Annotated in this window: 11 protein-coding genes; 1 reads left to right on the top strand and 10 read right to left on the bottom strand. The window is 38.9% G+C overall.

The genetic code is table 11. The features are described 5' to 3' along the window. The 10 genes from JW794_00795 to dnaA all read right to left on the bottom strand — a co-directional run. On the bottom strand, positions 1-1,397 hold a 1,397-nt coding region (locus JW794_00795), incomplete at its 3' end, for a hypothetical protein (GenBank protein ID MBN2016666.1). A 12-nt stretch (positions 1,398-1,409) separates the two neighbouring features. Next, entirely contained in the window at positions 1,410-3,170 is a 1,761-nt protein-coding gene (gene mrdA / locus JW794_00790; GenBank protein ID MBN2016665.1) for a penicillin-binding protein 2, read from the bottom strand. After that, positions 3,167-3,649, bottom strand: coding sequence for a rod shape-determining protein MreD (mreD, locus tag JW794_00785; GenBank protein ID MBN2016664.1), 483 nt, complete (start codon positions 3,647-3,649; stop codon positions 3,167-3,169). Before mreD ends, mrdA begins: the two co-directional genes overlap by 4 nt. Next, positions 3,646-4,326, bottom strand: a complete 681-nt coding sequence (locus JW794_00780; protein ID MBN2016663.1) for a coenzyme F420-0:L-glutamate ligase — start codon at positions 4,324-4,326, stop codon at positions 3,646-3,648. Before JW794_00780 ends, mreD begins: the two co-directional genes overlap by 4 nt. Beyond that, positions 4,316-5,083 (bottom strand): rod shape-determining protein MreC, encoded by a 768-nt coding sequence (gene mreC, locus JW794_00775; GenBank protein ID MBN2016662.1) that lies wholly within the window; start codon positions 5,081-5,083, stop codon positions 4,316-4,318. The genes JW794_00780 and mreC overlap by 11 nt, the downstream gene beginning before the upstream one ends. A 28-nt stretch (positions 5,084-5,111) precedes the next feature. Then, positions 5,112-6,143 (bottom strand): rod shape-determining protein, encoded by a 1,032-nt coding sequence (locus JW794_00770; protein MBN2016661.1) that lies wholly within the window; start codon positions 6,141-6,143, stop codon positions 5,112-5,114. An 8-nt stretch (positions 6,144-6,151) separates the two neighbouring features. Further along, the gene (locus tag JW794_00765; GenBank protein ID MBN2016660.1) at positions 6,152-7,729 is read right to left on the bottom strand and encodes a DHH family phosphoesterase; all 1,578 of its coding nucleotides are present in this window, start codon (positions 7,727-7,729) and stop codon (positions 6,152-6,154) included. Between the two features lie 6 nt (positions 7,730-7,735). After that, the gene (locus JW794_00760; GenBank protein MBN2016659.1) at positions 7,736-8,980 is read right to left on the bottom strand and encodes a hypothetical protein; all 1,245 of its coding nucleotides are present in this window, start codon (positions 8,978-8,980) and stop codon (positions 7,736-7,738) included. A gap of 10 nt (positions 8,981-8,990) precedes the next feature. Beyond that, entirely contained in the window at positions 8,991-10,145 is a 1,155-nt protein-coding gene (locus JW794_00755) for a DNRLRE domain-containing protein (GenBank protein MBN2016658.1), read from the bottom strand. A gap of 253 nt (positions 10,146-10,398) precedes the next feature. Beyond that, the gene (gene dnaA, locus JW794_00750; GenBank protein ID MBN2016657.1) at positions 10,399-11,733 is read right to left on the bottom strand and encodes a chromosomal replication initiator protein DnaA; all 1,335 of its coding nucleotides are present in this window, start codon (positions 11,731-11,733) and stop codon (positions 10,399-10,401) included. Positions 11,734-12,228: 495 nt separating this feature from the next. Here dnaA and JW794_00745 point away from each other — a divergent pair, with 495 nt between their 5' ends. Further along, a complete protein-coding gene (locus JW794_00745) occupies positions 12,229-13,095 on the top strand; it encodes a M23 family metallopeptidase (protein MBN2016656.1) in 867 nt (288 codons plus the stop codon). The last annotated feature ends 134 nt before the right edge of the window (positions 13,096-13,229 follow it).

Raw genomic sequence — 13,229 nt, 5'->3', positions numbered from 1 at the left:
TTAAGTAATATTGATCTGAAAATATTATTTCTTGCCCTGAATCTTACAGATAGTTCAAAAACTCTTCTAAGAAAACTTGGCTGTAAAAAAGGCATGTAGTTAAAGATAATGTTATCAAGACGAGTTTGTGTGGGTGATCCCATATTACCGGTTCGGGTTCTTATCGTAAAAATATCAACCCAATCCCCAACATCGATATTATGGATAGAAGGCATATCGTTAATTATATCTTCAATCTGTTTATAACAAGAGGTAATCAATTTATTTTCGGTTTCTTGGTTAAATATTTTCGGTTTAATATTTTGTATAAATCCCAAGATACTTTTATAGTCTTTTCCTAGTATCGCACTTTTCCCTTTTAGGGTTAGCCATTTTGCAAAACTTCGCGTGCAGTATTCTCCTTTCCCCCCATCTATAAAAAGAACATTTTTGGGTAATTTTCGGTAATGATCCTGTTCGTAAAAAAGCGATCCCATCATGTAAGAGTGTGTTTGTAGAATGAATTCATTGAACCGTTCAACATCAACATTTTTAGGAGTATTCAAATTAGATATTGAAAAATGTTTGAATCCAAGTTTTTCTGAAAGCCTTCTTGCGACAATGGCATCTGGAAAGTTCTTATCTCCAAACGAATAGGTGCCCCAATTATCTCTATTTTCTTTGAGCAATATTGACAATAGGATCCTTGAATCAATACCTCCAGAGAGACCTAAAAGCACTTTTCTTTCTTCTTGTAATCCAAGGGATGTAAAACTCTCTATCTGTTCAAGATACGTTTTCTTTTTGATTCTATTTGCATATTCCGGCAACCACGGTTTGTATTCATGAGAAAATTTGCGGTTGTTATATTCTGCTTGACCTCCTGGACATAACCTTTTTACTCCTTTTACAAAGCATTCATAGGACAAGGGATTTACACAAAGCCAGCTACTGCTATATACCTCGAAATCTATCTCTGGATTTTCTAAAAACGGAATGAGCCAGTCCAATCTTGTTGAAAAGGAAAAGTAATTCTCGGTCTCTGCAAAATACATATCCCTCATACCAAGCTGGTCATTTCTGAAACGAAGTCTGCCTTTACTCCATTCAAGGATTATAAAATGACCATTCAGATCAGTCACCTTAGTATTTTTTTTTCTTAAAAATTCTTCCCACCCTTTAAAATCCATCAGGTTAAAGGAATCGTGATTATATGAAATACCTGACCCACACACTATCCATCCCTTATCTTTTTCTTTATCATATTTAAAAAAACTATTATTGTGACCAAACCCACATGACACGTAATAATCTTTTGTTTCAACAACAAATTTCTCTTTATTAAAAAAAGGGAAATTTGCTTTATCGGGTAACAATATTTTCCCGTTTTTTCTTAATATTCCAAAGATCCAGCTCAAATATTCTCCTTTCTAATACCTTAGCAATGGCTCCTTTTTAAAATAATATCCGAGTATTTTTCCCGCAAGCTGGGCTGCAATATCTGCTCCTGAACCACCCTGTTCTACAAACACTAACACTACAACTTCCGGGTCATTCATCGGAGCAACCGCCACAAACCACGCATGGGTGTCTCCGTAATAATTTTCTGCTGATCCTGTTTTACCACCAACCATAATATCTTTAACCCGAGCCATGCCGCCTGTACGACCTTTTGCATTTACTGCTTCATAGAGAGACTGTTTTAGCAAGTCGAGAGTGTTTTGAGAAATTGGAAGTCTGAGTTGTGGATATTTATAGGTTTCGGTAATCTCATCTCTTATGGAATAATCGACAAAATGGGGTCTATGCACAATGCCGTTATTTGCTATACCGGCATAAAAACAGGTAAGCGAAAGTGGGGTAAGAAGCACCTCGCCTTGACCAATACAGAGATTGAGAAGATTTCCTCTTGTCCACCCGAGTTCTCCATAATTTTTGTTATACCACTCGGAAGTTGGGAAAAATCCTTTTCTGCTCTTTATCTGGTCGACTGGAATTTTTTCGAGCAAATTGCAATCATCTATGAATTCCTTGAAATCATTCAGGTTGATCATTTCCGCAATCTTGTAAAAATATGAGTCGCAAGATTCCCGGATCGCATCCAACAAATTCATTTTACCGTGCCCCTCTTCCTTCCAGCAACCGAAAAATCGCCCTCCGTATTCCACACCTCCCTCGCAATCAACAAGGACATCATATGGATCGACGAGTCCTTTTTCAAGTGCATATGCAGCCACGACCAGCTTGAAAACCGATCCCGGCGGATACGCTGCATTCATTGCTTTATTGAGGAGAGGGTTGTTCTTATTTTCGACGATTTGTGTCCAATAATCCTCCTGCATGCCGGTGACAAATTTATTTGGGTCATATTCCGGTGTGCTTACCATTGCAACGACACCGCCTGTCTTGCAGTTCATGACGATTGCTACAGCAGAAGTGTCTTTCGGAAGCAGGCGTGCTATCTTTTTCTGCAGCTCTTTGTCTACCGTAAGAACAAAATCCTTACCTGGCAACGAAGGTTTTCCGGAACCCTCCTTCATTAAACCAAGAGGATTTCCTGTTGCATCGACCTGTATGATATCGTATCCCTTCTCGCCTTTGAGTTCCTGTTCATAACACTTCTCAAGCCCCACTTTTCCTATGTAATCCGTTTTTGCATAATCACTCTCCTTGAGTTTCTGATACTCGTCGGCGGACATTTTTCCTACATATCCTATGTAATGCGAATTGAGATCATAGTAGCGGATCGCTTCGGGTTTCACGATCACTGCAGGAAATTTTTCGCACTGTTCTTCAAGCCGTATAGCAGTCTCCATATCGACTTTATCCTGAACAAGGATCGGGGCAAATTTGAAAAATCTATGCTTATGTATCAGTTCCCGAATATCTTCTTCAGGTACGGAGAGGTTTATGGAAAGAAAGCCAGCCACACTATCTACATCTGTGATTTCCTTAATATCCAGATATACAGAAAGTGAAGGAATGTTCTCTGTAAGCGGCTGCATGTTCCTGTCGTACAATATCCCTCTTCTTGTTGGCTTGCTGATAATGCGGAAATAGTTCTTTTCTGCGATCTCTTTATATTCCTCCCCGTTTATGACCTGTATCTGAAACAGCGAGTATGTAAGAATTAGAAAGAAAGCCAGTACAAGCAGAAGGAGCTGGTCGGCTTTTTTCAGCTTTCTTTTCATTGCTGGGTAAAGCTTAATTTAAGATGGTCTATTAAATAGAGGATCAGGATAATAATAAAGGAGTAGAGCGAGTTATACAGTGAAAGAAGCGTGAGTTTGCCAAAAGGAAGGACTTCGCCGGATTTGAAGATGAGGAATATTGCTGCTGATAGAAAAAAATAAAAAATATTCGAGATGAAAACAAGCACGATTCCGATGCCAACGACCTGCCTTCCCAATAACTTTTTCAGCTTCGTGATGACAAATGCAATAATGAGGAATAGAATAGGTGATACACCAAAAGATGACGGTTGGTTTAAGTCAATGATTATGCCCAGAAGGAATGCAAGTATCAGTCCGGAAAGATTTTCCCTGGTTATGCTGTAATATATGATGAGGGGGAGATAGAGATTTGGAATTGTACCCCCTAGACCAAGAGATACGGCAAAGAAATACTGAAAATACACCATGAAGATCGATGTGATGATCAGGCTTATCATTTCTTCTCCCAGACCAGGCACAGTGGTGTAAGTTCCATCTGCTGCCCCTGTGGATTATCCCGCATGATCTCTTCCAGAAGATATGGATCTACTCCAGCAGACCTTCCAATTACCCATGAGCCTCCGATGTCATTGATATCCATTATTGCTGCTTCATTACCTATTAGTTCATATATTTTCTGGCAGATTTCATCTGTATGTATTGGTCCTTTTATGACGGTTGAATTATACGGTGGTACCGGCGATGTGTGTGCTGCATCGATGAGCGCTGCTTGCTTTCCGGCAACCCGATAAAAAACTCCATGTAAGCCAAATAGTTTACCAAACGCTCCTGCTATAGCTGCAAGAAGTATCCTTACGTGCCCGCATTCATCGATCGCACATTGCATACTTGTTTTAGACCGAAGTCCGACGCCATAAGGAACCTTGCTAACTCCCCGCCAGAGAAGCTTTGCAAGAAGTCCTATCTTAACCTCGTTTTCGGGAATCGCCCTTCCCTGCGTTATCGCAACAGGACTCTCGCTCATAACAATTGTATCACCCTGCTTACGTTTTCCTTCGGTATATTTCAGAACAATTTCTATGATATCATCGTTTGGAGTAAATATCTTCGTCTTGATCGGTTGCCTGAGATAAATTTTATCTCTAACTTGTCTTTCAGTAATATTATTGCCCATAAGCTTGAATTATTACCACTGCTTCGATATTTGCGAGGTTGACAAAGGGCTCCACTTCTGCTCGTGTGAAAAGTCCTTCGCTGCTTTGTTCTATCTCCACGATCTTTCCAAAAGGCAGTTCCGGAGGATAGACCGAACTTAGTTTGGACGAAACGATCATATCTCCTGTTTTAAGGTCGCTTCCCACCTTGATCTTTTCAAAATATGATCTTCCATTCAGGTCTGTTTCCACAATCCCGTGAATCCTGCTTCTACTGTCAATTGCTCCCAGTCGGAAATACTTGTTCCCGAAGGTCTGCACCACCGAGTAATTTTGATATACCGCTATGACCTTCCCCACAATGCCTTTTTCTGAGATGACCGGCTGGTTTTGCTGGACGTTCCTGTTCTTTCCTGCATCGACAAGAAGGGTTTCATAATTAAGGTAAGACCCGGTTCCAACAACGTCTGCGATGAGAAACTCATAATTTGAAATCTCAATATTATCAATCAATTCTTCAAATCTCTGGAATTCGCTGACCTCCACTTTTAGCATCCGCAGTTCATTTTGTGCAAGGTATAGCTCTCTTTGAAGATAGTTGTTGCGCTGATATACATTGGAGAGGTTTTTAATATATGTTATACTTGATGAAAAAGGCAGGAGCAGTGAATTTCCTATAAACTGTGCCTTTTTTATCCTCTGCTCATTATTACCGATCAGGAAGAAAATTGAAACGATAAGAAGGACACTGAAGACGACATTTTTTCTGTTGAACATAACCGCTCGGTCTGCACTGATCCGTTACTTAAACATTTGGTAAAAGGACTTTTTCGTATTCTTCCAGGTTATCAAGAATTTTTCCGCAGCCCATCACAACGCTTTTAAGGGGTTCATCGACAAGCGTTACTGGCAGGTTAATCGTTTCCTGGATTTTCCTGTCGAGTCCCTTCAGCTGCCCTGCTCCTCCAGTTAGGACAACCCCTCTATCTGCGATGTCTGCAGAAAGCTCCGGAGCTGTCTCTTCAAAAAGTCTTTTCACTGCATCAACGATCTTGTTCACGGTCTCTGAAAGACCTTCTCGTATTTCTTCTGATGAGATTTTCATTGAGACGGGATATCCTGTGATCAGGTCTCTACCTCGAACTTCCATAGTGAGTTCGTCCTCGAGAGGAAATGCGGAACCTATCTTCATTTTGATCCTTTCAGCTGTCGATTCACCTACATAGAGATTATGCTTTCTTCTCAGGTATGCAACGATTGCCTCATCCATCTCGTCTCCGCCGATACGAATCGAGTTGTGATCAACAATATGAGACAGTGAGATAATAGCAATCTCTGTTGTTCCCCCCCCGATGTCGATAATCATATTTCCATACGGTTCATGAACAGGCAGCCCGACTCCTATTGCGGAAGCAAGTGGTTCGGAAACAAGATAAACTGTTCTTGCACCGGCATGCTCTGCAGATTCCTTTACGGCTCTTTTCTCAACCTCGGTAATGCCGGAAGGAACGGCGACGATCACCCGAGGTCTGATTAAAAATTTCCGTTGTTGCGACTGTAGTATAAGATGCCGCAACATTGTTTCAGTTATTTCAAAATTTGCAATAACTCCATCCTTCATAGGTTTGATCGCTTTAATTTCTTCGGGTGTTTTCCCGAGCATTTCCTTTGCTTTGTTTCCTATTGCTATGACTTTCTTGTTTTCTGTCTCCACTGCAACGACCGATGGTTCGTTCACCACGACCCCATGCCCCTTTAGGTAAACGAGCGTATTCGCTGTGCCGAGATCGATTGCAACATCATTTGTTAACCAGTTTAATATAAAGTCCAAAATCATTGTATCTCCTAAAAAACGTTTCTTTTTACACTTACTTTTTCATAATCGGTTATGGTAAAGGTATCATTAATAATCGAAAATGTTACATTTATATCTGAACCTTCTACTTCTTCAGGGAAGTTTACGAATCCTTTTTCTTTCAGCTCCATAGCATCCGCATATATGAGCAGGTAAACCAGTGGAGGATTTCCTTCGCCAAACGGTGCAAATATTCGATGTATCTCTCTAAGTTTACTTAAAACAAGCTGATCTTCATCAAGAACATAATCGATATATATCTTGCTGTGTTCTTTCATTAATTTCTGTATGTTTTTATATTGACCTTCTGCAAGCTTCTCAAGTGTATCGCGTATTTGCTTGTAATATTTCTTGTGACAAGTAAAGCCGGCTGCTTCTTTGTGTCCTCCGTATTGTATGAGATATTTCTCTATCTTTTTCAGGCAGTCGAGCCAGTTAAAACCTAATGGCGCTCTTGCTTCTGCTGTTAGAACATCATCCTCCCATTTCGTCATGACGAGACTTGGTATCCTGTAGGTGTCCGTGATGTAGGAGGTTGCTACACCGAGATAATCTGATGGTATTTTTCCTTCCGGGTCGCAATATATGAAAAAATGGGTTTCCTGCTTTTGATATTCCGATTCTATCAAATCTTTTACAAGCTTTACCTGATGCTCGTTTTTATAAATCCTATCTTCCAGTATTTTGTAGATTTTATCGATTTCGTTCTCATCCTTTGAAAGCAAAATATCAACTGCAAGATGTCTTCCATCCTTGTGTCTTCCCATGGTCAAAAGCGGTATCAATTTTTTAACAGAAATTTCTCTTGGAATTCCTTGTGTCTGTCCGGCATAATAATGGAAAAATCTGTTCTCACACTGCTCAAAATTATAATAGAGATGTTTAGCGTAGATCCTGTTATCATCGATAAGCGGCATTCTGTCTGCGATTGTTCCAAGACCTGCGAGTAATGGGTATACCGGTTCAGTTGCAACGCCTGTCATTATGGATAAGATCTTCACGACATTCCAAACAACTCCAACACCGGCAAGATATTTGAAGGGAAATCTGTCGTTTTTCTTATGTGGATCAACGATAGCCGATGCCTGGGGATGCTCCTTCATTATTTTATGATGATCAATAATAATTGTCTTTATCCCTTTGCGTCTAAGTCGTGCAATCGGAGCTGTTTCTGTAACACCAATGTCAACCGTGATCACCCTTTTAGTTCCGTCCTGTAATACTTTCTGAATGAAGTTATCCCGAAGCCCGAACTTGTCGACTTCTCGGTTTGGAATATAATATGCTATGTCTTTTGCCCCAATTTTTTCCAGAAATTTATACAATACAACGGTGCTGGTTATCCCATCAACATCATCATGTCCGAAGATCGTGATCTTCTCTCCTTCCTGGATGTTTGTTAGTATCTTTCGTGCTGCTTTTCGTGCTCCGCTTAAAAGATTTGGATCACTACATTTGTCCAGTGTCGGGTTGAGAAATTTATCAATATTATTCACCTCTCTGCTCCGTAGAACAGATGACACAATGTCTTCGGTTTGATGGTTCCGAAGAAACCAGTTTTCTTTCACTGTCCTTTAATTCCAGTATTCTTTATATTTCGGATCCAATTTTGGGATTTCTTTATCTTTTGAATAATTCTTGGGATTTCTCCACCAGTCCGTTGATGAGAACCCAAAAGAGATTCTGAAAAATTCATCCTGATAAATATTTTTATCTATCGAACCTCTGATCCCATATGCAAGTGAAATGCTCAACCGTCCTTGATTAAGTATCATTGTGGGAATGCCGAAACCTGCTGTAATCGCTTTTTCATCAATATAATTTCCACCATTTCTACAGGATAACTGCCTGTAATATCCGCCTATACGTGTTGGCACTTTCCAATAGAAATCCTTTTGAGGAGCATAGGAAAGTCCGAAAGAAATCATAGAAGTGTTTCTTCCATTCATGGTTTCGATATTCGTGTCTTTCCAGAATGAATAGCGGAAATTTGTCTCAGCATAGAGGTATTTCGTCATCTCCATTCCAATACCAAGCCCCATCTGCATTGGAATATCATACTTTGAAGTTGAAAAACTTTTGTAATCATAGTTAGAGTTATTGTAATATTCTATCTTATATGTATTCTCGGAATGCAATCGCGCTTTTGTCTGTATGAAACCTCCGAATGAGAATTTTTTATAGGGAAAAATAAAACCTGCAGAAATATTCACACCGTCCAAAAGATTTTCCTTTATCTCCCTCGTGTCGATCAGATCGCCATCTGTATAATTAACAAAAAGGTCCTCTGTCCGGTTACTGAATATATAATTCAACTTAAGACCAATTCCGAATTTTCCGATCTTTTTTGCTATATTGAATCCAAGTTCGTTCAGAGAGCCAATCTTTTCATCTTTAACCAGGTATTTCCCTGATAGCTCAATGGAATCCTCAAAAGCAGTACTGAGACTGTAATAATATTTCTGAAGAAAAGATAAACCCAGTATCGTCGTTTTGTTGAGAGGTACATACATTGTTGCGTATGGAAGATTTGATACCTTGTTTGTATAGGAATCATCTTTATCTTTAAAGGTCGTGTATCCAAAATCTATCTGGGTTGAGAAATTCGCTTTACTTACTGTTGTGAGAAGAGCGGGATTAATAACAGAAAAATTCCGTCTAAATAATGAACTTATACCTGTATATCCCATACCTGCCCCGAAGGTGTCACAGCCGAAGTGTTCTTCTACAAATCCGTTTGGCGAAAATATTGATGCAGCGAAGAGAGGGATGATTATGCTCAGGAGCATGACTGTTGTTATTACTTTTTTAAAAAACATAGTACCTCATCTATTCTAAAACTGGTTGTGTATAGATAATTCGCAATGGCGGCGCTGTGCCTTCAAAGAAATCGACAAATGAATAGTCTTTATTCTCTTGCGTTGATACAAGCGCAATGTATGGATTTGCGAGATCACCTCTTATTATACCTTCCAGGATTGGCGTTATCTTGATCGGAAACAGATAATCTACTTCAATTATATACGATGTTTTTGTTGAAGAAATGTAGGTGCATTCATCTGCCTGATAATCAGAAACATAGTACGGAATTATAGCGATATAATCATCTTCTATATAGAGATTTTCCACCATAAGCGAGTCCAGCTGAACTTCTGCCAGATTCAAACTGTAACGTTCTAATTGTTCATAGGTAATTCCAAGTTGCGAATATATCGAGTCGATATGAACCTTCATTACAAGCCGCGAAGGAGGAAGGTTCGCAACAGTGAATTTTCCGGGATCGTAATTCTCCTGCAGGTTCTCATCAAATCCAATGAATGTGTCACTTGTCGTACCGATAAGCAATGTGTCTCGATAACCTGTTTCATCACCAACAGCAACAATTCTCAGTTTTGGTTCATTGTTGTCAGAATTGTATGTATAGAAGCTGACAAAATTTCCAACGGCAGTTGGGGCGTCAAGGAGCATGCCGAAGTTAACAGAATCCTCAATAATCCAATTTTCAACAATTCCTGGATCAATAGGAACATAAAAGGAATCAGAATCAGCAACAAAATCTACAGGAACGGGGAATTCTTCATAATCCTCAGTAGAAATACTATCCCATGTTGTTGAGCCTACATACCATGTAACAAGAAGCTTATATGCATGGATATCAATTGTTGGTTCGATGTGTGATTTTCTTTCGAAAAGTATCTCGCAGCTTTCAAATGATGTCGAATCCAACCATGTTGTATCCGGCAGTGAACCAAATTTCATGAGTGTCCTTGTCTTTACACCATTAAAATTTCCGGTTAGCATTATCTGGTTCGACGAGTAGATGCCTATTGTGTCAGTGAAAGAGAGTTCAAAATTGATCGCATTATAAATAGTATCGCAGGCAATAACAACATCCTGATCGTAACCCATATAGTTGTTTTTCTGAGTACAGGAAGCGAATACTATCACAGAGCTGATCAAAAGAATGAAAATGAACTTATTCATATTAAACCTTTTCTATATTATATTAACATTAAAAAATCAGTAGTTCTTATAGGGCGTGTGGATTTGTGGAAAATCGTCTGAAATGCCCATATAAAAAGCTATACATGCTAAAATCTTTGTGGAAAAAATTGTTGATAAAACGAAACTATACACATGAATTGCAGGATTTCGAAGGTTTGTGGAAGAATTGAAGGAGTTATACACGTGCTTGCACACAATTTGTGGATAACATTCTGGATAACATTTCATATGCTTATTGGACGATATTTTCGGTAATTTCGTTTATTTTGCTTTTTAGATTATTATCTTTTTCTATTTTTTGAGAAATGATCTTTTTTGCATGAATGATCGTTGTGTGGTCTTTTTTATTATAATGATTGGCAATTTCAAGCAGAGAGATATGAGGAATGAGTTTTGCAGAAAGGTACATCGCTATCTGCCGAGGAAAAGCGATCTCTTTTTTCCGAGTTGGCTCTTTGATTTGATTTTTTCCGATCTCGAAGTATCGGGCAACCTCTTCCTGTATGAGATCGAGGGTGACAGGACGTTTTCGGTTCGCCATCATATCCTCGAGAATTTGCTTTACATCGGTGATTTCAATCTCGTTTGGTTTAACTTTTTTATAGGATGAGAAGGCGAGAATTTTAACAAGCGAACCTTCAAGCTGACGGATATTGTCATCGAAATTTTCAGCAATGAATTCAATAACATCAGGTCTGAGAATTATATTTTCCTCAGCGCATTTCTGCCTGAGGATAGCAACACGCGTTTCATAATTAGGACGTTTTATATCAGCCAGTAGTCCCCATTCGAAACGGGATATAAGCCTGTCTTGAAGGAGCTTGATCTCTTTCGGGGGACGATCGCTGGTAAGAATGATTTGTTTTTTTGCATTATACAATGTATTGAAAGTATGGAAAAACTCTTCCTGGCTTCCTTCTTTTCCTGCGAGGAATTGAATGTCATCAATCATGAGGATATCGAAGGTTCGGAATTTCTTCCTGAAATTGATTGTGGAATTTGTTTGTATTGCAGAGATCATTTCATTTGTGAAGTCTTCTGTTGGTATATATAGCACGCGTTTGTTGATCTTATTCTGAATAAGAGAATTACCAACTGCCTGCATAAGATGGGTTTTTCCGAGACCAACACCACCATAAATGAAGAGAGGATTATAGATTTTGCCGGGTTTGTCTGCAACAGCCTGAGCAGCAGAGAAGGCAAAATGGTTATTGCTTCCCACTACAAATCGCTCAAACGTGTACCGTAGATTTAGTCCATTCTCACTGTGCGTATCAACAACTGTATGCTTTGAAAAAGAGTAATTACCCGGTGTATCAGTAGCGGAACCTATGAAATCGACAGAGATTTTTTCAGCAGTTAAACCGAAAGCGATCTCTTCTATGAAGGATCTATAGTGTTGATCGAGCCAGTCTGCGAAAAATTTGGTTGGTGCTTTGATTGTAAGAGTATTCTCAACAAGACTGAACTCTTGTGTGCTATCAAACCAGGTAGAATAGGTTTGTGGATCCACCTGGTCTTTCACTTCAGTTAGAATTTGTTTCCACAATCCAATGGATTCAGCCATAACACATTATCAACCTTTTATATTACTGATTACAAGCCAGATACAAAACTCACCCAAATGTTATCCACAAACTTATCAACATTTTACAAACATTAGCAATTTACAGGTACTGAGAGAGATACAGGAAAAAATACCGTTAGAACAATTTGGTTATCCACATTTTTGTGAATTTCACACCTTAAAATTTTTTTCAAAAAAGGGGCATTTTGAGAACTCCTGTCAACAAAAACTTAGTACCTACATAAGAATAACATAAAACGTTAGGAAAACCGTTATTCAGAAACTCGAGCAAAATGAAAATAATATCTTCTTGTTTCTTGAGTTGTGCCCCCTGAAAAGGTTCGTAAAACTTGACATTCGTGAGTACAAAAAAGCAAATTAACAAAAGAAAATTGTTATTAGTTTTTAAAAGAAATGAGCGAAAAAAAAAGCTGGCATGTATTAATTACGAGCAATTCCTCTAATGGAGTCAGAGACCTTCATTTTTCAAAAACCATCATCCTTTTTGTCCTAGTTTTTATCTCCCTATTTGTTATCACAACAGGCGTGATAACGTATTTTTTTGTCATCGGTGAGATAGACAGGCATGAACTGAAGGAGCTTCAGGCACACAATGTGAGACTCAAGACCGAGATGACAAGAATTAATGCATTGCTCGATACAATGCAGTTTGAACTGGAGAATGTTCAGCAAAGAGATAAAGAAGTACGAGACCTTGAGGGGCTTCGCTCGATCGATGATGATATTCGCCAGATGGGTGTAGGTGGTATTCAATATTTAGATTCAACATTTTTTTATGATGATAAGGAGCTTTTTGATATCCACAACAATGTCCTGAACAAGATCGATGCATTCTCACGACAATTAGAATTAGAAGAAACCAGTTTCTACGAAATTTCGAAATATCTAACGGTTAAGAATACGATCTATAATCACACGCCCTCGATCAAACCGACCTACGGAAGGATTTCTGAGGGATATGGATACAGGGTTCATCCCATCTACAAAACAAAACATTTCCATCATGGTGTTGATATAGCCAATAAACTAGGTACGGTTATTTATGCGACCGCAGACGGCAGGGTTATAGATAAAGGATTTCATGAAGACTACGGCTATTATCTGCTGATCGATCATGGATATGGATATAAAACTTTTTACGGACATTTCAGGAAACGATTTGTAGATATTGGTCAGGAAGTGACAAAATATCAGATTATAGGAGAAATGGGTTCGACCGGTACATCCACAGGATCGCACCTTCACTATGAAGTCCGGTTCTACGGAAAGAGTACCAATCCCATAAATTATTTCAACAAGAAAAAGTCTACGATCCACGTAGACAGGAAATATCTTTCATAACGATTTTCTCGTACATTGAAAAAAGCATTTATTTTTTGTAATAATAATTATATTGATTTTGCTATGGATTTTCCCCTTGATGGGACGCTTATTGCTGCTGACGGAGGAGCAGATTTTCTTCTGAAACAAGATAT

Source organism: Candidatus Cloacimonadota bacterium (assembly GCA_016932035.1).
Lineage (GTDB): Bacteria > Cloacimonadota > Cloacimonadia > JGIOTU-2 > JGIOTU-2 > Celaenobacter.
This window is presented reverse-complemented; position numbering and strand designations above follow the sequence as displayed.